This window comes from Nocardioides taihuensis (genome assembly GCF_042657275.1).
Lineage (GTDB): Bacteria > Actinomycetota > Actinomycetes > Propionibacteriales > Nocardioidaceae > Nocardioides > Nocardioides taihuensis.
Genome location: NZ_JBHSKD010000027.1, coordinates 215,664 through 236,644, shown reverse-complemented (window position 1 = coordinate 236,644; position 20,981 = coordinate 215,664). Strand labels below are relative to the sequence as shown.

15 protein-coding genes are annotated in these 20,981 nt (G+C 72.2%); 6 read left to right on the top strand and 9 right to left on the bottom strand.

Annotated features, from left to right (window positions below):
* Positions 1-2 precede the first annotated feature (2 nt).
* Complete coding sequence (locus ACFPGP_RS19140) at positions 3-2,456, bottom strand: DNA gyrase/topoisomerase IV subunit A (RefSeq protein ID WP_378592543.1); 2,454 nt, start codon at positions 2,454-2,456, stop codon at positions 3-5.
* Between the two features lie 66 nt (positions 2,457-2,522).
* Between ACFPGP_RS19140 and ACFPGP_RS19135 the strand changes: the two genes are divergently transcribed.
* Both ACFPGP_RS19135 and ACFPGP_RS19130 read left to right on the top strand, forming a co-directional pair.
* On the top strand, positions 2,523-5,231 hold the full coding sequence (locus ACFPGP_RS19135) for a bifunctional acetate--CoA ligase family protein/GNAT family N-acetyltransferase (protein WP_378592541.1): 2,709 nt from the start codon (positions 2,523-2,525) through the stop codon (positions 5,229-5,231).
* Positions 5,228-5,617, top strand: coding sequence for a GFA family protein (locus ACFPGP_RS19130; protein ID WP_378592539.1), 390 nt, complete (start codon positions 5,228-5,230; stop codon positions 5,615-5,617). Before ACFPGP_RS19135 ends, ACFPGP_RS19130 begins: the two co-directional genes overlap by 4 nt.
* A gap of 304 nt (positions 5,618-5,921) precedes the next feature.
* On the opposite strand, the gene ACFPGP_RS19125 is transcribed toward ACFPGP_RS19130, so the two are convergent.
* Positions 5,922-7,253, bottom strand: coding sequence for an HNH endonuclease signature motif containing protein (locus ACFPGP_RS19125; RefSeq protein ID WP_378592536.1), 1,332 nt, complete (start codon positions 7,251-7,253; stop codon positions 5,922-5,924).
* A gap of 263 nt (positions 7,254-7,516) precedes the next feature.
* On the opposite strand from ACFPGP_RS19125, the gene ACFPGP_RS19120 reads away from it, so the two are divergent.
* The 3 genes from ACFPGP_RS19120 to ACFPGP_RS19110 are packed head-to-tail and all read left to right on the top strand — an operon-like array spanning position 7,517 to position 10,557.
* A complete protein-coding gene (locus ACFPGP_RS19120; RefSeq protein ID WP_378592534.1) occupies positions 7,517-8,818 on the top strand; it encodes an MFS transporter in 1,302 nt (433 codons plus the stop codon).
* Between the two features lie 12 nt (positions 8,819-8,830).
* The gene (locus ACFPGP_RS19115; RefSeq protein WP_378592532.1) at positions 8,831-9,418 is read left to right on the top strand and encodes a DUF5998 family protein; all 588 of its coding nucleotides are present in this window, start codon (positions 8,831-8,833) and stop codon (positions 9,416-9,418) included.
* On the top strand, positions 9,415-10,557 hold the full coding sequence (locus ACFPGP_RS19110; protein ID WP_378592529.1) for an alkaline phosphatase family protein: 1,143 nt from the start codon (positions 9,415-9,417) through the stop codon (positions 10,555-10,557). Before ACFPGP_RS19115 ends, ACFPGP_RS19110 begins: the two co-directional genes overlap by 4 nt.
* Positions 10,558-10,582: 25 nt before the next feature.
* Here the strand turns inward: ACFPGP_RS19110 and ACFPGP_RS19105 are convergent, their stop codons facing one another.
* The 5 genes from ACFPGP_RS19105 to ACFPGP_RS19085 form a co-directional block, all read right to left on the bottom strand.
* On the bottom strand, positions 10,583-11,176 hold the full coding sequence (locus ACFPGP_RS19105) for a GNAT family N-acetyltransferase (RefSeq protein WP_378592527.1): 594 nt from the start codon (positions 11,174-11,176) through the stop codon (positions 10,583-10,585).
* 36 nt (positions 11,177-11,212) lie between these two features.
* A complete protein-coding gene (locus ACFPGP_RS19100; protein ID WP_378592525.1) occupies positions 11,213-12,661 on the bottom strand; it encodes a multicopper oxidase family protein in 1,449 nt (482 codons plus the stop codon).
* A 3-nt stretch (positions 12,662-12,664) separates the two neighbouring features.
* On the bottom strand, positions 12,665-13,159 hold the full coding sequence (locus tag ACFPGP_RS19095) for a hypothetical protein (protein ID WP_378592524.1): 495 nt from the start codon (positions 13,157-13,159) through the stop codon (positions 12,665-12,667).
* A gap of 174 nt (positions 13,160-13,333) precedes the next feature.
* On the bottom strand, positions 13,334-13,909 hold the full coding sequence (locus ACFPGP_RS19090; protein WP_378592522.1) for a hypothetical protein: 576 nt from the start codon (positions 13,907-13,909) through the stop codon (positions 13,334-13,336).
* 106 nt (positions 13,910-14,015) lie between these two features.
* Positions 14,016-14,669, bottom strand: coding sequence for a thymidine kinase (locus tag ACFPGP_RS19085; RefSeq protein ID WP_378592520.1), 654 nt, complete (start codon positions 14,667-14,669; stop codon positions 14,016-14,018).
* A 51-nt stretch (positions 14,670-14,720) separates the two neighbouring features.
* On the opposite strand from ACFPGP_RS19085, the gene ACFPGP_RS19080 reads away from it, so the two are divergent.
* A complete protein-coding gene (locus ACFPGP_RS19080) occupies positions 14,721-15,587 on the top strand; it encodes a sulfurtransferase (RefSeq protein ID WP_378592518.1) in 867 nt (288 codons plus the stop codon).
* Here the strand turns inward: ACFPGP_RS19080 and ACFPGP_RS19075 are convergent.
* On the bottom strand, positions 15,584-18,802 hold the full coding sequence (locus tag ACFPGP_RS19075; protein WP_378592516.1) for a S8 family serine peptidase: 3,219 nt from the start codon (positions 18,800-18,802) through the stop codon (positions 15,584-15,586). The two genes, ACFPGP_RS19080 and ACFPGP_RS19075, sit on opposite strands and share 4 nt — an antisense overlap.
* Before the next feature lie 126 nt (positions 18,803-18,928).
* A complete protein-coding gene (locus ACFPGP_RS19070) occupies positions 18,929-20,938 on the bottom strand; it encodes an SDR family oxidoreductase (RefSeq protein ID WP_378592514.1) in 2,010 nt (669 codons plus the stop codon).
* Positions 20,939-20,981 lie beyond the last annotated feature (43 nt).

Below are 20,981 nucleotides of genomic sequence, written 5' to 3'. Positions count from 1 at the left end.
CGTCACCCTTCCACACGGACGGCGACCGGACCCGCGCAGGCGGCGATCGGCTGGCTGCCGGGCACGCCGGACCCGTCACGCCGCCCCGTGGCCTCCGGCAGGTCGACCGGTGCGCCGCTGCTGGCCGCCGCGCGCGCAGGAGCCGCGCCGGCCCAGGCGAAGACCAGCGTGTCCTCGCCCTTGAGGAAGCGGTGGCAGCGCACGCCGCCGGTGGCCCGGCCCTTGGCGGGGTACTCGGAGAACGGGGTCACCTTGACCGCGCCGGGCTCGGTGCCGGGCAGCGCCGTCGAGGAGCCGGACGCAGTCACCACGACCGCGGACGCCGGGTCGAGCGCGCCGAAGAACGCCACGCGGTCGCCGGCGCCGAGCTTGACGCCGGCCATGCCGCCGCCGCCGCGGCCCTGGGGCCGCACCGCAGCGGCGCCGAAGTGCAGCAGCTGCCCCCCGGCGGTGACGAAGCAGAGCGTCTCCTCGCCGGTGGTGAGCTCGACCGCGCCCACGACCTCGTCGCCGTCCTTGAGCCCGATCACCTCCCACTCCTCGCGGGCGAGCACCTCGGGGTTCACCCGCTTCACCACGCCGTCGCGGGTGCCGAGGGCGAGCCCCGGGCCGTCGGTGCGCAGCGAGGTGAGCGCGAGCGCGCGCTCACCGGGGTCGAGGCTGACCAGCTCGCTGAGGGGGAAGCCGCCCTGCAGGTTGGGGTGGTTGGCACCGGCCGGGATCTCCGGGAGGTCGAGCACGCCCTGCTTGATGACCCGGCCCCGCGAGGTGAGCACGCCGATCTCGCCGCGCGCGGTGGTGCGGACGGCGGACACGATCACGTCGTGGTTGGTGCGGTCGCCCTCGGCGCCGGGCGTCTCGTCGCTGCTCGACCGCGCCAGCAGGCCCGAGGAGGAGAGGTAGGCGAAGCACGGGTCGTCGGCCACCTCGAGCGGGGCCGCCGCCGACACGACGGCGGTGCCGGCGGACTTCAGCAGGACCGTACGACGGGGGGTGCCGTAGGTCTTGGCGACGTCGGCGAGTTCGTCGGAGACGACCCGGCGCAGCAGCGCGTCGTCGGCGAGGATCGCGTCGAGCTGCTCGATCGTGGCCTGCAGCTCGGACTGCTCCTTCTCGAGCTCGAGGCGCGAGAACCGGGTCAGCCGACGCAGCGGCATGTCGAGGATGTAGTCGGCCTGGGCCTCGCTGAGGTCGAAGACCGTCATCAGCCGCTCCTTGGCCGCGGCGGCGTTGTCGGAGGAGCGGATCAGCTGGATGACCTCGTCGATGTCGAGGATCGCGATCAGCAGGCCCTCGACGAGGTGCAGCCGGTCGGCGGCCTTGCCCCGCCGGAACACCGAGCGGCGTCGTACGACGTCGAAGCGGTGCTCGAGGAAGACCTGGAGCAGCTCCGTGAGCCCGAGGGTGCGCGGCTGGCCGTCGACGAGCGCGACGTTGTTGATGCCGAAGGAGTCCTCCATCGGCGTCTGGCGGTAGAGCTGCTCGAGCAGGGCCTCGGGGTGGAAGCCGTTCTTGACCTCGATCACGAGCCGCAGCCCCTTCTCGCGGTCGGTGAGGTCCTTGAGGTCGGCGATGCCCTGGAGCTTCTTGGACTGGACGAGCGTCTTGATCCGCTCGACGACCTTCTCGGTGCCGACGCCGTAGGGCAGTTCGGTGACCACGATGCCCTTGCGGCGGCCGACGGTCTCGACGCGGGCGGTGGCGCGCATCCGGAAGCTGCCGCGACCCGTCTCGTAGGCGTCGCGGATGCCGTCGAGGCCGACGATCTTGCCGCCGGTGGGCAGGTCGGGACCGGGGATGAACCGCATCAGGTCGGTGAGCGACGCGTCCGGATGGGTGATCAGGTGCCGCAGGGCCTGGACCACCTCGACCAGGTTGTGCGGGGCCATGTTGGTGGCCATGCCGACCGCGATGCCGGTGGTGCCGTTGACCACGAGGTTGGGGATCGCCGAGGGCAGCACGACCGGCTCGAGCTCGCGGCTGTCGTAGTTGGGCCGGAAGTCGACGGTGTCCTCGTCGATCGAGGCGGTCATCGCCACCGCCGGCGGCGCCATCCGGCACTCGGTGTAGCGCATCGCGGCCGGGGAGTCGTCGGGCGAGCCGAAGTTGCCGTGGCCGTCGATCATCGGCAGCCGCATCGACCAGGGCTGGGCGAGGCGCACGAGCGCGTCGTAGATCGCGCCGTCGCCGTGCGGGTGCAGCCGACCCATGACCTCACCGACGACGCGGGCGCTCTTGACGTGGCCGCGGTCGGGCCGCAGGCTCATGTCGTTCATCGTGTAGAGGATCCGGCGCTGCACCGGCTTGAGGCCGTCCCGGGCGTCGGGCAGGGCCCGGGAGTAGATGACCGAGTAGGCGTACTCCAGGAACGACGACTCCATCTCCTGCTTGATGTCGGTGTCGAGGATGTGCTCCTCGAAGTCGTCGGGGAGCGGATCCTTGGTGCGCCGGGCCATGGCGGCATTCTCCACGGTCGCCGCTCGCCGTCGGACCCCCCACGCCGGTCGGCTAGATTCACGGTCGTGACCGCCTCGACGGGACCCACCACCGACGTGTCGCCCCCGCGCCACTGGGAGGCGGACGTCCTGCTGCGCGACGGCCGCGCCGCCCACATCCGGCCGATCCGGCCCGAGGACGCCGACCTGCTCGTGGAGTTCTACAGCCGGGTCTCGGACGAGTCGAAGTACTACCGCTTCTTCAGCCCCATGCCGCGGCTCTCGGACCGCGACGTCGCCCGGTTCACCCAGGTCGACCACCAGGCGCGGGTCGCCTTCATCGTGCTGCTGCAGAGCCAGATGATCGCGGTCGGTCGCTACGACCTGGTCAAGGACGGCGAGGCCGAGGTCGCGTTCCTCGTCGAGGACGCCCACCAGGGCCGCGGGATCGGCCAGCTGCTGCTCGAGCACCTCGCACAGGCCGGCCGCGAGCGGGGGATCGAGCGGTTCACCGCCGAGGTGCTGCCCGACAACCAGGCGATGATCCACACCTTCCGCGACGCCGGCTACCGGGTGGTCAGCCACTACGACGAGGGCGTGATGGTGCTCGACTTCCCGATCGCGGCGAGCGACACGGCGATGGGCGTGATGGCCGGGCGCGAGCACCGGGCCGAGTCGGCGTCGATCGAGCGCTTCTTCCACCCGCGCTCCGTCGCGGTGATCGGAGCCAGCCGCCGCCAGGACACGATCGGGCAGGCGCTGGTGCGCAACCTGGTCACCGGGAACTTCACCGGCCGGGTGTACGCCGTGAACCAGTCGGCCGAGGCGGTGTCGGGCGTCCCGGCGTACGCCTCGGTGTCGGAGATCCCCGGCGACGTCGACCTCGCGATCGTCGCGGTGCCGGCCGAGTCGGTGCAGGACGTCGTGATCGACTGCGCCGCCAAGGGCGTGCACGGCCTGGTCGTGATCTCCTCGGGCTTCGCCGAGACCGGCGAGGAGGGGCGGCAGCGGCAGCGGCGGCTGGTCGGCCTGGCGCGGTCCTACGGCCTGCGGCTGATCGGGCCCAACTGCCTGGGGATCATCAACACCACTCCCAGCGTGGCGCTCAACGCCTCGCTGTCGCCGCTGATGCCGCCGCGCGGCCGCGCCGGGTTCTTCTGCCAGTCGGGCGCTCTCGGCTCGGCGATCCTGGAGAAGGTCAACAACCGCGGCCTGGGGCTCTCGACGTTCGTGAGTGCCGGCAACCGCGCCGACGTCTCCGGCAACGACCTGCTGCAGTACTGGGAGGAGGACGACACCACCGAGGTGGTGCTGCTCTATCTCGAGTCGATCGGCAACCCGCGCAAGTTCTCGCGGATCGCGCGGCGGGTGTCGCTGCGCAAGCCGATCATCGCCGTGCGGTCGGGCCGCACGACGCAGGGCGTGCCGATGGGCCACGCCGTGCGGCAGATCGCCGCGCCGCCGGCGGCCGTGGACGCGATGTTCCGCCAGGCGGGGGTGATCCAGGTGGACACGCTCGAGGAGATGTTCGACGTCGCGCAGCTGCTCGCGCACCAGCCGCTGCCCCGCGGGCGCCGGGTGGCGATCGTCGGCAACTCCGACGCGCTCGGGCTGCTGGCCGCCGACGCCGCGGCCGCGGTCGGACTGGTGGTGAACAAGTCGGTGGCGCTCGGCGCGGACGCGACCGCGGACGACTTCGAGGACGCGCTCGACGACGCCATCGACGACCCCGACGTCGACTCCGTGGTCGCCGTCTACATCCCGCCGCTCAACGTCTCCGGCGAGGACGTCGCGAACGTGCTCGCCGCCGTCGGCGAGCAGTCGGACAAGCCGCTGGTCTCGACGTTCCTCGGCACCGAGGGCGTGCCCGAGCTGCTGCGGGTGCCCGACGTCGCCGGCCACACCGCCGGCCGCGGGTCCGTCCCCTCCTACCCCGCGGTCGAGGCGGCGGTGCGGGCGCTCGCCCGCGTGGTCGGGTACGCCGTGTGGCTGCGCACCCCCGACGGCGCTGCCGTCGAGCCGCCGGCCGCCGACGCCGAGGCGGCCAAGGCCCTCGTGGGCCGCGTGCTGGCCGAGCACCCCGACGGCGCCGACCTGGCGCAGGCCGACCTCGCCGCGCTGCTCGCGTCGTACGGCATCGACCTGTGGCAGTCGCGCCCGGTGACGACGCTGCGGCAGGCGCAGGCCGCCGGGCGCGAGCTGGGCTGGGATGTCGTGCTCAAGGCGACGGCCGAGCACCTGCGCGAGCGCCCCGACCTGGCGCACGTCTGGCGCAACATCGACACCTCGGCGGAGATGCGTGACGCGTGGCAGTCGCTCAACGAGCTGATCACCGATCCGGAGCGGGCCGGGTTCGTCGTCCAGAAGAACTCACCACCGGGCGTCCCCGTCGCGATCCGCAGCATCGAGGACCCGCTCTTCGGACCGGTGGTCTCGTTCGGGATCTCGGGGCCGCTGATCGAGCTGCTCGAGGACAAGGCGTACCGGATCCCGCCGCTGACCCACAGCGACGCCGCCGCCATGGTGCGCGAGATCAAGTCCTCGCCGATGCTGTTCGGCTACCGGGGGAGCGAGGTGGTCGACGTGGCCGCCGTCGAGGACCTGATCCTGCGCGTCTCCACGCTCCAGCACGACCTGCCCCAGGTGGCCTCGCTCGACCTGTCGCTCGTGCTCGCTGGCGCTGACGGCGTCAAGGTGCTCACCGCCGCCGCCCGCGTCGAGCCGGTGCTCGACCCGCGCTCGGACTGGTTCGTGCGCCGCCTGCCCACCCCGCCCGGGGACACGCTCCCCACATGACGCTCGAGGGCGGGTGCCTGTGCCGGGGCGTCTCGTACGTCCTGGACGGCTCGCCGCGCGACGTCGTGAACTGCCACTGCGAGCGCTGCCGGCGGTTCACCGGCCACTTCATGGCCGCCACCCGGCTGCCCGTCGCCGACCTCGACCTCAGCGATCCCGACGAGCTGATGCGCTGGTGGTGGCCGGTCCCCGAGGCCGGCTACGCCTTCTGCTCGCGCTGCGGCTCCTCGCTGTTCTGGCGCGCCGCCGACGACCCGTCGTACTGGTCGGTCTGCGCCGGCACCCTCGACCCGCCCACCGGCCTCACCACCACCCTGACCGTCTGGGCCAGCCAGGCCAGCGACTACCACGTCCGGCAGGAGGTCAGGGAGCTCGAGACGGAGTAGGCGTGCCTCGACCGGGACGCACGCTGCCAGCCGGGCCGCCGCATCACCGTGACGGCCGGCCCTGGCGGCGAACCGGCCAGACGACGACCCCCGCGACGGCGGCCACGGCCGCCAATCCGGGGACCAGCACGACCAGCAGCAGTACCAGTGAGCTCGCGCTTCCCCCTTGTCCGACACGACAGCGTGAGGCTCGCCAGGCTCGCCAGGCGCGGCATCAGGGCTTGTGTGGACTGCCGGAGGACCGCGTCGGTGACCTCGGGCATGCCGGTGGCCCCGCCGTGGGGCGGGGTGTGGGGCGGGGTGGTCAGGTGTGGCCGGGGCCGGGGAGGAGTCGGGTGCCGGTGTGGTCGCGGAGCAGGTGGAGGCCGTGGGGTGAGCGCCACAGGCAGGTGCCGGGGGAGGGCATGGTGAGGTGCCAGCCGGCGTGGGTCTTGGCACGGTGATGTCGGCGGCACAGCGGCGCGGTGTTGTCGGTCGACGTCGGTCCGCCGGCGTCGAACGGCTGGACGTGGTCGGTGTCGCAGGTCTCGGCGGGTCGGGTGCACCAGGGGAAGACGCAGGTGTGGTCGCGCAGGGTGAGGTGTTCCTTGATGCGGTCGGGGACCTCGTAGGCGTTGACGTGGATCCGCTGGTTGAGGTCGATGACGGGCTTGATGACGAGGTGGTCGGCCTGGCCGCACCAGGTGCGGATGGTGTCGGCGGTGACGGGGGTGTGGGTGGTGCCGACCCGGCCCAGCGGCTCGGCGTCGGGTTCCGTGCCCAGCGCGGTGTCGGAGAGGTGGAGGTGGAGGACGACCTGCTTCGGCGTGCGACGCGGTGCAGTCGGCTCGACCGACCCTGCTGTCTCGGTGGTGAGGTCGAGGGGGAGCTGGGCGCGGGCCATCTCTCCCAGGGCGGTCGCGCGGCGGGCGTCGAGGGACTCGGTGTTGCCCAACGACGCGAGGTCCGAAGCTCCCTGGGCGAGGGCTTCGTCGAGGGCGAGGGCGTCGGGGAGGTCGAGCTCGCCGTGCAGGGGCACGGTCCCGGCCAGGCTGGTGCGGGTGGTGTCGAGGTGGATCCCGCGGCGGTCGGTGGCCGCCTGGGTGCGGCGGGCGAGCTGGTCGGGGTCGTGGCGGGTGGCGGCTTCCTCGACGAGTCGGTCGAGGGCGGTGGGGCGGATCTGGTGGGCGACGGGGGCGAGGTGCCGGTCCACGTGGGCGGCAGCGGCGGGGGAGAGCCAGAGGGTGGCCTCGGCGATGCGGCGGGCGCGCCAGGCCTGGAGGTCCCCGGCCATGACCCGGGCCCAGACCTTCGGGAGGCGGTGGCGCAGCTCGATCGCGGCACCGAGGTAGGCGGCACCCCAGTCCGAAGACATGCCGAGGGCGGCGGCGAACTCCAGGACGGAGAACTCCAGGATCCCGGGGGCGCCGGGGCCGGCGAGGGCCTTCACGGTGTCGCCCCAGGTGGACTCGCTCGGGTCGAGCGCCGCTTCGGAGTGCATGGCCGCCCACTGGGCCGCGGCCTTGAGGATGTTCGCCTCGGCCGCGTCGGAGAGTGCCCGCTGCTCGCGCAGGAAGCCGAGGACCTCGACCGGGGAGTCGGTCGCCAGCGTGCGCTCACGCCCGCGTTCCGTGGTGTCCCGAGACAGGTCCTGCATGGGTCCACTCAAGCAGCGACCACCGACAGGAACCCCAGCAGACAAGGGGGTTTCCACAGCGCTGGACCTCAATGTCTGATCAGGGTCTCGAGCAGTGACCACGAGGGTCGAGTGGCACCCCGCGAGGGCCGACCTCGGCGGCGTGGTCTCGACGAGCTCGACCGACGGCGTCGGGCTCGATCGACGACCCCCACCCCCACCGTGAGGCGCGGAACAGCGATAACGACTGGATCACGGCAGGGGTGGGGGCGGAGAATTCACGGGTGACCGACCCCCTGACCGAGAGCGTGCAGCCGGAGCCGGGGCCGGTCGCGTTCCGCGACCTCGACCCGCGGGTGCACCGCATCTTCGTCGGGTTCGCGTTCTCGGCGCTGGGCAGCGGGCTCACGATGCCGTTCCTGTTCGTGTACCTCGCCGAGGTGCGCGACTTCCCGACGTCGACGGTCGGGCTGGTGTTCGCGTGGATGGGGCTGCTCGGGTTCGTGACGGCGCCGATCGGCGGCACACTGATCGACAAGGTCGGCCCGCGGCCGGTGATGATCTTCGGCCTCCTGGTCGAGGCCGCGGCGGCCGCCACCCTCGGGCACATCGAGACCGTCACCCAGGGCGTGGTCATCGCGTCGTTGATCGTGGTCGGCACGGTCGGCCTCTACCCGGCGTCGACCGCGATGCTCACCCGCCTGGTGCCGCCGTCGACCCGCGAGCGCGTCTACGGCATCAACTTCATGCTGATGAACGCCGGCATCGGCCTCGGTGGCGCGATCAGCGCGCTGATCATCGACGTCGACTCGGTCGAGTCGTTCCAGCGGCTCTACTACCTCGACGGCCTGTCCTTCCTGGTGTACGTCGCGGTCCTGGTCTCGCTGCCGAAGGGGACCGGCGCGCTCCCGGTGCCCGACGAGGGCCCGCTGGAGGAGCAGGTCGACCAGCCGTCGTGGCGGGTCGTGCTCGCCGACCGCACGCTGCTGCGCGTGGCGGCGATCTCGGTGCTGGTGATCACCTTCGGCTACGCGCAGATGGAGACCGGCGTCGCGGCGTACGCCACCCAGGTCGCCGACGTGCCGGCCAAGGCGCTCGGCTGGGCGTGGACCGCCAACACGGTGGCCATCGTCCTCGGGCAGCTGCTGACCCTGAAGTTCATCCAGGGACGCCGTCGCTCCGCGATGCTCGCGCTCTGCGCGGCGACCTGGGCGGTCAGCTGGCTGGTGATCGCCTCGTGCAACGTGGTCGACGGCTGGGTCGCGATCGCGTCGGTGGTGCTGGGACTCGCGATCTTCGGGTGGGGCGAGACGCTGTGGGCGCCGGTCGCGCCGGCGATCGTCAACGACCTCGCGCGCGAGGACGCCCGCGGGCGCTACAACGCACTGCAGGGCATGGTGTGGACCGTCGCCTCGATCATCGGACCAGCCAGCGCCGGCCTGCTCATCGGGCACGGCCTGACCACGGTCTGGGTCGGCTGCGTCGTCGGCGGGACTGCCCTGGCCGGCGTGCTCTTCCTCGACCTGCGTCGCCACCTCACGCCCCAGCAGGACGGGCTGGCCGCCGCGCCGGCTGCGGTCGCGTGACAGACTGCGGGCATGCGCACACGCACGACCGACGACCGGGACCGCGCCCGGGACCTGCGCCGATCCATCGACCGCACCGGCTACTACCCCGAGGTCGTGGGCACCGGGGTCGAGGCAGCCGTGGCGGGCGAGCAGGTCGTGTCGTACTACGTGCACCACGAGCCGACCTTCGACCACGACGAGGTGCGGCGGCACCTGACCGTCGTCGTGCTCACCCCGAGCCGGCTGATCCTGGCCCACACCGACGAGCACGCCGGTGACGACCTGCTGCCCGAGCCCTACACCTCGACCTCGACCGAGGCGATCGCCCTGAGCTCGGTGCGCTCTGTCGTGGTCACCCGGATGACCGCCAACCCCACCCACGGCCCGACGCCGCCGGCCGAGGCCGTGCTCACGATCGGGTGGGGCGGGGTGAGCCGGATCGACCTCGAGCCGGCCGGCTGCTCCGACCCCGAGTGCGACGCCGACCACGGCTACACCGGGGTGCTCGCCTCCGACGACTTCTCGCTGCGGGTCTCGGCCGCGGCCGACGGCACCGACGCCGTCGACGGCCTGCTCGTCTTCGCGGAGGCGCTCTCGGCGCGCACGCAGCACCCATGAGCGCCGCCCCGGTCACCGGACCGGAGGGGTTCGTCGACCCGGCGTACGCCAGCCGCTCGCTCGGCGACGTCGTCCCTGCGGTCGCCTCCGCCCTGGGCACGCCGATCGGGGGCGAGCCGTCCGGACTGGTGCTGCCCGACGCGCCGTCCTACGTCGTCTTCCTCGTCGACGGGCTCGGCGCGCAGCTCCTGGCGGAGCACGCCCACGCAGCGCCGTTCCTGTCCTCGCTGCTGGCCGAGCAGCAGCCCGGCACCGCCGGCGTCCCGTCGACGACGGCCACCAGCCTCACCTCGCTCGGCACCGCCCTCACCCCCGGCGCGCACGGCCTGGTCGGCTTCACCTCCCGGATCCCCGGCACCGACGACCTGCTCAACGCCCTGTTCTGGGACCGCAACGTCGACCCGCTCGAGTGGCAGCCGCACCCGACGGCGTTCGCGCGGCTCGCTGCCGCGGGCGCGAGCGTGACCGTGGTGAACAAGCGCGAGTTCAAGGGCACCGGCCTCACCGTCGCGGCCCACCGCGGCGCCGAGTACGTCGGCGCCGACCGCGTCGGCGAGCGCCTCGCGGCCGTGGTGGCGGCGTCGACCCGGGCGCCCGCGCTCACCTACATGTACGACGGCGACCTCGACTGGACGGGCCACCGGTTCGGCATCGCCTCGAGCCACTGGCTCCAGCAGCTCGCCATGGTCGACGCCGAGGCCGAGCAGCTGCGCGACACCCTTCCGGCGACCACACGTCTGCTCGTCGTCGCCGACCACGGGATGGTCGACAGCCCGACGTCGAGCCGCGTCGACGTCGACGACCACCCCGAGCTGCGCGACGGGCTGGCGCTGATGGGCGGGGAGGCGCGGTTCCGCCACCTCTACTGCCGCGGCGGTGCGGTCGCGGACGTCGTGTCCACCTGGCGCGGCGTGCTCGGCGACCGGGCCGACGTGCTGACCCGCGAGGAGGCCGTGCTGCGGGGCTGGTTCGGCGGTCTCGACGCCCAGGTGCGTCCGCGCGTCGGCGACGTCGTCGTCGCCTGCCGCGGCGACGCCGCGGTGATCTCCACGAGCCAGTTCTCCTACGAGGCGACGCTCGTCGGCCTCCACGGCTCGCTCACGCCCGCGGAGATGCTGATCCCGATGGTGGTCTGCTGAGCACCGCACCGGAGATCACGCCGGGTCAGGGGTCCCGCCGCATGAACCAGACGTGCGGGCCGCCCGCGGGCGGGTCGGCCTCCTCGACGACGTGGAACCCGAGACGCTCGTAGAGCGTCACGTTGCGCGGCGTGCCGGTCTCGAGGATGACGGCGTTGTTGCTCGCGCGTGCCTGCTCGAGCCCGAACTCGACGAGGGCCGAGCCGATCCCGCGTCCCTGCCAACCGGGCTCGACCGCCACCGAGTCGAGGTGCCAGAGCGGTTCCGGCGGGATCTTCGAGGCGACCCAGTCCCAGAAGCGCTCGTGCCGCAGTCCGCCGTCATCGGTGACGTCGTGGGTGGTCGAGTCGTCGACGTGAGCGACCGCGTCGTCCCACACGTCGGTCCGGTCGGGCGGGACGAGCACGAGGGCACCGTGCCCGTCCGTGGTCTCCCAGACGAGCCCGGTGTCCAGCAGCGGCGCGAGGTACAGGGCATACGCCCGGGTGCAGCGTTCCTCGAGGTCGTCGCTCCCACCTCCGAGCGGCCACGTCATCATCGGCTCGGTGACGAACGCACGGCCGAACACCTCGGCGATCCGCTGGAGGTGGCTCGGGTCGGCCGAGCGGATCTCAAGCACGGTTGGAGTCCACGAGAGTGTCGGAGCGCATGAGCATCATTCCGGCCGGTTCTCGTCGCCGACGCGGAACGACGACGTGACGCCGTCGTACATCAGGTGCGCGACGAGGCCGTTCTGGGCGTGCGGCAGGTTGTGGCAGTGATCCATCCAGAGACCGGGGTTGTCGGCCACGAAGGCGATCTCGTAGGTCTCGCCCACGCCCACCTCGAGCGAGTCGGTCCACCAGGGGCTGCCGGTCGCCGGCTCCCCGTCGCGCGAGAGCACGACCGCGTGGTGGCCGTGCAGGTGCATCGGGTGGGCGTCGTCGCTGTCGTTGGTGATCGCGAAGGTGACCACGTCGCCCTCGCTCACCATGAACATCGGCACGTCGGGGTAGAGGTGGCCGTTCACGGTCCACCACAGCCCGGGCATCCCGTCGAGGAAGCCGGGCTTCTTGCCGATCGTGTACTCGAAATCCCGGTCGGGCTGCGTGGGGTCGAAGTCGAGGTCGGCGGGCTCGCCGTACGAGAGGAGGTCGACGTAGCTGTCCGGGGCGATCGCCTGGGTGCCGCCGGTCGGGTCGCCCGCGAACGTCATCGCGGCGGACCCGCCGAGGTCGACCCGGACGCCGTCCCGGGGCACCGTGAAGCCCAGGTCGACGCGGCCACCGGCCGGCACGGCGTAGGCGTCGCCGGTGACCTCGTCGGGCTGGTTGACGTCGGTGCCGTCGACGGCGAGGACGCGGTACGGCGCGCCGGTCACCCACACCGGGTTCACCCCGTTGTCGGTGTTGACCACCCGCAGCCGCACCTCCTGCCCGACCTGCGCGTGGGACGCGACGACGCCGCTCTCGCCGTTCACGGTCGGCCCCTCGTCGTACTGGTGGATGACGGCGACCTCGTCCACCACGCCCTGGTCGGTCTGCTCGGGGCGCACCACCAGCGGGCCGAGCAGCCCCTGGCGCACCTGCTCGTGGGAGACCTGGTGGGAGTGGTACCAGAAGGTCCCGGCCTGGTCGGCGACGAAGCGGTAGACGAACTCCTCGCCGGGCATCACGGCGTCCTGGGTCACGCCGGCCACGCCGTCCTCGGCATTGGGGACGTCGACACCGTGCCAGTGCAGCGTGGTGCCCTCCTCGACGTTGTCGTTGACCAGCGTCACCTCGACGAGGTCACCGAGCGTCGCCTCGAGCAGCGGGCCGGGAGAGGTGCCGTTGACGGTGTAGCCCCCGTCGTCCTCGCGCCGCACGGTGAAGGTCGCGCGGACGTCGGCGGTGCGATCAGGATCGGCGGTCAGCTCGGAGACGGGGGTCGTGTGCATCCCCGCCATCCCCTCCATGGACGCGTGCTCGCCGACCGGGCCGCCGCCCCAGTCGGCGTACCCCATCTCCGCCATGTCGTAGGAGTCGGGCAGCAGGCTGCTCCACCACAGCCAGGCCACGGGCAGCACGAGGACGGCCGTGGCGGCGAGGGCCAGCCACAGCCGCCGTCGGCCGTGCGATGCCACCCCTCAGGCGGAGACGGTGTCGGGGTCGCCGCTGGAGCGCACCTTCTGCGGCCGCTCCTTGATCGCGGCGCCGGCCCGCCCGCCGGCGTAGATCGCGACGCCCATCAGCACCAGCGCGTTGATGCCGTGGAGCCCGCCGAAGCCGGAGCCGGCCGAGCGCGACAGCGCGGGCAGGATCATGATCTGGGCGATCACCAGGGCGACGATGACCACGGCCAGCATGATGCCGCGGGGCACCTTGGCGAAGAACGACGTGACCAGCAGCGCCAGGGAGACCAACGGGATGGCGATGAGCCCGTTGAAGAACATGTGGATGGCGAAGCCCCACTCGGCGGTGAAGTTCTGCTCGCAGTCGGTGCACTCGAGGAGCGCCTTGTTGACCACACCTCCGTCGTCGGAGATCCAGTTGACCATGCCGAAGAACGCCCAGGCGATGGCGCCGGCCTGCACGACCACGAGCACGGCGATGGTGTAGGCGAGGAAACGGTAGACCTTCATTGCAGTGACCCCCTCAGGTCTCGGCGCTCCCGAGCCGCGCAACGATGTCCGAGCGGGGAAGACGATCCTCCTCTTCGCGCCGAACGGCAATGGGTAGGTGAGAGGCGAAGGCCGGCGCCCCGGAGCGCGGTCAGTGGGACTGCGACTCCGGGGCGCCCTGGTCGGGGTGTCGGGTCAGCCGATCGCCGATCCGGTGAGGACGCAGTCCGCGCCGGCGAACCCGTCCTCCTCGCTGAGCTCGACCACCGCGGTGTCGCCGTTGGAGGCGACGTAGCGCAGGTGCCCGATGATGTCGGAGTGGGCGACGTTGGAGAAGTCGAGGTCCACCGGGCTGGCCGACGTGAAGCTGTCGACGTTCTGGTCGATGCTGCTGTCGTCGCTGGCGTCGACCGCCTCCCACGAGAGCTCGGCGTCGCCGGAGGTCGTCTTGGCGGTGACGGTCGCGACGCCGCCGGTGCAGCTCGCAACCAGGCTGAACGAGTTCAGGCGAAGGATCGTGGTGGCTCCGACAGGGCTGGCCCCGACGAGGCGGATCCGCTTGACCTGGACGCCGCCGACCTTGTCAGCGTTCTTGGCCGCGGGCACCTTCGCCAGCGAGGACTCCTTGACATCCTTGCCGGTGACGGAGTCGTTCTTGATGTCGGCCCCGGTGATCAGTCCGGCGGCGACGGCGCCGCTGCCGAGACTGACCACGAGGGCCAGGATCGCGATACCGGTGGCGGGATGGAGCAGGGTGCGGAGGCGGGACATGGGACTCCTCGGGGGTGGGGGTTGTCGAGCGTCCCGACGCTAGGAGCCACGGAGCCGGAAGCCCGGCACATCCGCCGCGGCGACACGACTGGTCTGGCCACGTGGTCTAGCCGAAGGGCAGCGGTTCGGGCGCCAGCGAGACCGCCTTGGCGCGCGCCGCGGTGAGCCGGCGCCGGTGGTGCTGGCGGCAGAGCACCTCGTAGGCGACCTCGGCCGGGGCCGCGTCGTGGTCGTCGACGTCACCCACCACGATCACTTCACCCTCGACGACCATCACGCCGTTCTCGGTGCGCGCGTTGTGGGTGGCCCGCTTGCCGCACCAGCAGAGCGCCTCGACCTGGAGCACGTTCATCCGGTCGGCGAGCTCGACGAGTCGCCGGCTGCCCGGGAACAGCTCGGAGCGGAAGTCGGTGAGGATCCCGAAGGCGAAGACGTCGATCTGCAGCTCGTCGACCACCTTGGCCAGCTGGTCGATCTGGTCGGGGGAGTAGAACTGGGCCTCGTCGCAGATCAGGTAGTCGATCCGCTCACCCCGGGTGAGGCTGTCGACGACGTAGCGCCAGAAGTCGAAGTCGGTCGCCACCTCGAGAGCGTCGTGCGTGAGCCCGAGGCGGCTCGAGAGCGTGGCCTCGCCGGCGCGGTCGTGGGTGGTGAAGATCCGTCCGACGCGGCCGCGGGCGGCGTGGTTGTGGTTGGTCTGCAGGGCCAACGTCGACTTGCCCGAGTCCATGGTCCCCGTGAAGAAGTGCAGTTCGGCCACGGGCGCTGATCCTGTCACAGGTGGCCGCGGTGGATCGGGTTGGATGGCGCCGTGCCCCGATCCCTCGTCTCCGCCGCCGACCTCCGCCGCCTGCTCGACGACGACCCGCAGCACGTCACCGTCCTCGACGTGCGCTACCGCCTGGGCGGGAGCGGGGGCGGTCTCGAAGAGCATGCGGCCGGCCACGTGCCGGGCGCGGTCTACGTCGACCTCGACGACGCGCTCGCCGACCCGCCGGGGGAGCGCGGACGTCACCCGCTGCCCGACCCGGCACGGTTCGCCGTCGCGATGCGCGCGGCCGGCGTCAGTGCCTCCCGCACCGTCGTGGTGTACGACGACTGGGCCGGGCGGGCCGCGGCGCGGGCCTGGTGGCTGCTGCGGCACCACGGCCACGCGGACGTCCGGGTGCTCGACGGCGGCTGGCCGGCCTGGCGCGCCGCCGGCGGTGCGGTGGAGACCGGCGCGGTGGCCGCGCCCGTGCCGGGGGACTTCGAGTCGCAGCCGGGTGACCTGCGCATGGTCACCGCCGCCGAGGTCCCGGGAGTGGGGGTGCTGGTCGACGCCCGGGCACCCGAGCGCTACCGCGGGGAGGTCGAGCCGATCGACCCGGTGGCCGGCCACGTGCCCGGCGCGGTCAACGTGCCCACCGACGCCAACCTCGACGCCGACGGACGCTTCCGCCCCGCCGAGGAGCTGCGCGCGCTCTACGCCGGCGTCGGGGCGACCGCCGGCGCCGACGTCGCGGCGTACTGCGGCAGCGGCGTGACCGCCGCCCACGACGTGCTCGCCATGGAGATCGCCGGGGTGGGCGCGGCGCTCTACGCCGGCTCGTGGAGCGAGTGGGTGGCCGATCCGGCGCGGCCGGTGGCCCGCGGGCCCCACCCCCAGGAGGAGGGGCCCGCGGACCGGTCCGGCTAGTTCGGCGTCACCTGCTGCACCACCACGTCGCCCGACCCGACGAGGACGTTCGCGTCGGTCCGGACCTGCACGGTGCCGAGCAGCACCCGGCTGGCGGCCGGAGCGGCGTTGGCCGTCACCGCGCCTGGCACGGTCCACGTCGAGCCGGCCGGGCGCAGCGCGTTCGCGTCGGTCACCGCGACCGAGCCGAACGCCGGGTTGGCGAACACGTCGACGTAGTCGTACGTCGTCGTCCCGCTCGGCACCGAGTAGCCGTCGACCAGCGCCACCCAGGTGCCGGCCGCCGGGTTGGCGATCGTCACCGACTCCTCGGAGTCACCGTCCGCCGACTGCGCGGCCAGCACACAGGGGCTGCCGGACGTGCAGTTGTAGACGTACAGGTCGAGGTCGGCCCCCGGGTCGGAGGTGTGGCCGATCGTGACCCGCAGGCTCGTCGACCCCGCCGCCACGTTGATCGCCGTCTGGCTCTGCGCGAGGTTGGCGATCGTGGGCGTTGCCAGCTTGGCGCTGCCCAGCGCGGTGCCGACCGCCCGGCCGGTGAAGGCGCCGAACAGGTTGGTCATCGTGTACGACCTGGCCACAGGGACCCCGATGTCCGCCGAGGGGATGGTGTCCGGGTTGGGGGAGACCGAGGCGCCGAGGATCGACGCCGTCAGCGTGTACGGCGCGGACACGGCATCCGAGGTGCGCCGGGCCTCGACCGTGACCTCCCACACGCCGGGCAACGGGTTGCTCGTGGTGCGGCTCGTCGCCGAGCCCGTGCTGCACCCGGCTCCGGCGTTGGGGTTGTAGCAGTTGGTGGTCGCGTTGCCGTCGATGCCGACGCCGTACGGGTGGAACCGCAGGAACCGGATCTGCCCCGCCCCAGCAGCGGCGCCGCCACCCGTGAGGTCGACCTTGAACGCCGGCGTCCCCGCCGGCACGCGGAAGAAGTACGACGTCGTCTGGTTGCGGCCGATCTCGCCGGAGTGCGTGACCGTGTAGGAGTTGCCGGCCGTGAAGTCCTCGGCCGCGACCACCGTGTTCAGCGTCTGGGCGTCGGTGCCCGGGGTGGCGGGGTTGTCGAGGTTGAGGATCGCCGAGTGGATCCCGGCGTCCTCCGGGTTGACCCGCACGGCGAGCGTCACCGGCGTGTTCAGCGGCAGCGAGATCGTCGACGCCGCCGCCGAGAAGGTGCCGTCGTTGCCGACCCACCCGAGGTTGTAGGTGATCGCCTTGCTGCCGCCCGTGGTGCGGGTGAAGGTGTAGGTGCGGGTGTAGTCGTCACCGACGGCCACGCCCTCGCGGTCGTAGATGCCCGTGCCGAAGCCCGGAGTCGCCAGGAAAGCCGACAGCACGGTGTGCACCGCGACCTTCGAGGTGATCGAGACCGGCTTCACCGTCTGCCGCAGCACGTCCCAGGCCGCGCCGACCCGGAGCAGGCCGTTGCCCTGCTCGTAGGCGCCGTAGCGGGGGAGGAACCGGGCCGAGGACAGCACGGCCTGCCGCAGCTGGGCCGGCTGGCTCTGCACGCCCGCCTGCTTCGCCGCGCTGACCAGGAGCGCCAGCGCACCGGCGGTCTGCGGCGAGGCCATCGAGGTGCCGTTGAGCATGCTGTAGCCCGGCGGCAGGGAGTATGTGCCACCGACCGGACCGCCCGGCTGCCACAGCGGGGTCGTCGAGATCGCCGCTCCCGGTGCGACCAGCTGCGGCTTGAAGCCGCCGTCCTCGCGCGGGCCGCGCGAGGAGTACCCGTGGATGTTGTCGTCGTACGCCGAGTCGGAGCCGTAGTTGGAACGCCAGGTGTCGTCGGTGACGTAGGAGCCGACGGCAAGCGCGTCCGTTGCCACGGCCGGGTCGCCGATGGTGTTGAGGCCCGAGCCGCTGTTGCCCGCCGAGAGGACGATCTGCACGTTGTACTGAGAGATGAGGCGGTTGTAGAGGACGGCCCGGGTGTTGTTGCCGTCGTTGAGTGCGGGCAGGCCGCCGATCGACATGTTCACGACGTCGACGTTGCCCTGCTTGGTCACCCAGATCATGCCCTCGAGCAGGGCGTGCGCCGTGCAGCTGCCCAGGAAGAGGCAGGCGCGCACGGACTTGACCTTCGCGCCCGGGGCGGCGCCGTCCATGTCGCCGCCGAAGAGGCTGTTGCCCGCGGTGATGCCGGCGACGTGCGAGCCGTGCTGTGCGGAGACGACGCCGATGTTGACGAACTTGTTCTTCCCGTCGGTCTGCACGGTGAACGGCATCTGCTCCCGGACGTCGGTCGCGGGGTTGTCGGCGCCGAAGTGGCCGACGTCGTAACGCACGCCGTAGTCGGTCATCGCCTGCTCGTCACCGAGGTCGTGGTCCTGGTCGGTGTCGACCCAGACGTTGTTGCTGCTGGTGTTCCAGAGCACGGCGAAGATCCCGCTGCTCCCGGCGGGGTTGCCGTCCCGGTTGATGTCGTTGCCGAGCTCGCCGCCGAAGTTGGGGTCGCGCTCGTCGAAGAGGCCGATCCGGTAGCTGCCACTTGCCGGGGCGGTGTAGGTCACGCCCTGGTAGCTGAACGACGCACCACTGACCTGCGCGGCCATGCTCACCCAGGTCGGGTCGCCGTCGGTCAGCGGGTCGGTGTAGGTGACCCAGTCGACGATCTTGCGCGCGCCGGTGCTCGTGGTCTGCAGGGCCGGGTGGTCGAGGTCGACGCCGGAGTCGACGATGCCGACCGTGACGCCGCGGCCGTCCCAGGTCGGGTGGGCCGCCACGAACTGCGGGGCACCGGTGTCCTGGGTGGGCAGGTAGGGGTTCAGCGCCGGTGTGCCCGGGCCCGGCGGGGTCTGCGGGGTCGCCCCCTGGGCGCCCTGGGGGGCGGGGTCGTCGAGCGGGACGTCCTCGTCGAGGTCCACGGCCTGGATGCCGGCGACCCGGGCGGCGGCCTCGGCCTTGCCGATCGGCACGCTGACGCGCAGGTAGCTGACGTCGTCGTCGCGCTTCTGCACGGTGCCGCCGAGGGCGGTCACGCCGCTGACGACGGTCTTGTTGGCTCCGGACTTCGCGGCGATCAGGAGCGTGACGCTCTTGTCGCCTTCGGCGCGGGCGTCCGCGAGAAGCTCGCGGTCGTGCTTGTCGAGGCCGGCGCCCTGGGCGGTCGGCGCCGCGACCGCGGCCGGCGTGGGCGTGAGGACGAGCAGGGCCACCGGCAGTGCGGCGGCGAGCAGACCGGCGAAGCCGGCGCGAGATCGGGATCGAGACACGGTGATGCGACCTTCCCTCCGTGGGCCGCCCCTGCGGGCGGCGGACCGGAGGAGACACCCTCCGCGCCCGAGGTCTTCCTACTCCCGTCGACGGGCGGTGTCCATGGTCCTACTCGGGTAGGGCACTCACCAGTGCACGCCCTTGAACACCTTGGCCAGCATGATCTGCTCCGATTCGCGGGTGCCCTGCGAGGCCGCCTCGCCCTTGGCCGCCGCGGAGTCGGGGAACACGTGGTAGGCCATGTTGAGCACCCGGAACGCGGTGCGCGGCGCGACGGTGTGGGCGACGGCCCCGACGTTGCCGAGGAGGGTGTTGATCTCGTGCGGCCGCTCGACCATCGCCTCGATCACGAGGTCGGCCGCCTGGGCCGGAGAGATGGTCGGGAAGCGGTCGTAGAGCTTGGTCGGCGCGATCATCGGCGTGCGCACCAGCGGCATGTGGATGTTGGTGAAGGTGATGCCGTCACCGAAGAGCTCGGAGGAGACCACGTTGCTCCAGGCGTCGAGCGCGGCCTTCGACGCGACGTACGCCGAGAAGCGCGGCGGGTTGGTCTGCACGCCGATGGAGGAGATGTTCACGATGTGGCCCGACTTCTGCTGCCGCATCGCCGGGACCAGCCCCATGACCAGCCGGATCGCGCCGAAGTAGTTGAGCTGCATGGTGCGCTCGAAGTCGTGGAAGCGGTCGTGCGAGAGCCGCAGTGAGCGCCGGATGGAGCGGCCTGCGTTGTTGATGATGAAGTCGATGCCGGGCAGCTCCGCGGTGACCTGCTCGCACAGGCGGTCGATCGCCTCGAGGTCGGAGAGGTCGCACGGGAAGACGTACGCCGTGCCGCCGCGCAGCTCGATCATCGAGCGGGTCTCCTCCAGCTTGTCCTTGCCGCGCGCCACGAGCACCGGGACGCCGCCGGCCTGCGCGACCTTGAGCGCGGTGACCTGGCCGATGCCCGACGAGGCCCCGGTGATCAGCACGTGCTTGCCCTGGAGCGCCGCGCGGATGACCGGGTCACGACCGGTGGAGGTGTCGAGGTTGTCCTCCCAGTAGCCCCAGAGGGTGCGGGCGTAGGACTCGAGGTCGGGGACGGCGATGCCGGAGCCGGCCAGCGCCTTCTCGGTGCGGCGGGAGTCGAAGACGGCCTCGAAGCTGGTGTGCGCGAGCACCTCGGCCGGGACGCCGAGGCGGCCCACGGTCTGGTCGAGGAGCAGCTGGCCGGGGCCGGACTTCACGACGCCGTTGAGCAGCGACAGCGGGCGCAGCCGCCGGGGGACCAGCCCCAGCAGGCCCGACTGGGTGACCGAGCGGTCGACGGGGGTGGCGAACCGCGGCGCCCCGGCGGCCGAGCAGAACAGGTTGATCACCTCGCTGACCGGCTGCGGCTCGGGGTTGACGAGGTGGAAGGCCTCGCCGTCGCGGTCGGGCAGGTGCGCGAGGTGGTCCATCGCCTTGGCGACGTAGTCGACCGGCACCACGTTGGTGTCGCCGAGGTCCGCGCCCACGAGCGGGAGCCACCCGGGCACCCGGTCGCGCAGCGCCTTCATCAGCGGGAAGAAGTAGTAGGGGCCGTCGATCTTGTCCATCGCGCCGGTCTGGCTGTCGCCGACCACGATCGCGGGGCGGTAGACCCGCCACGGCACCGGGCTCTCCTCGCGCACGATCTTCTCGGACTCGAACTTCGTGCGGTGGTACGGCGAGGGCAGGTCCTGCCCCTCGTCGAACATGGTCTCGTCGAAGGCGCCGTGGTAGTCCCCGGCCGCGGCCACCGACGACACGTGGTGCAGGTGGCCCGCCTCGAGGGCTCCCGCGAGCTCGAGGGCGTGCCGGGTACCGCCGACGTTCATCGCCTCGTTGGTCTCGTCGTCCGCGGTCATGTCGTAGATCGCGGCGAGGTGGAAGAAGTGGTCGACGTCGCCCCGGTGCGCCTCGACCCACTCCGGGTCGACACCGAGCCCGGGATCGGCGAGGTCCCCGACGACCGGCGTCACGCGGTCGGTGCCCCAGCGCCGCAGCAGCGGCTCGAGCCGCGGCAGCGAGGCCTCGCGGCACAGCACGAAGACCTCGCCCTCGCGGTGGTCGACGAGCTCCTGGACCAGGTGGCGGCCGATGAACCCGGTGGCTCCCGTGACGAAGTACGACATGGCCGGAGACTACCGACTGGTAGCCCGCACGGGCAGGGGTCCC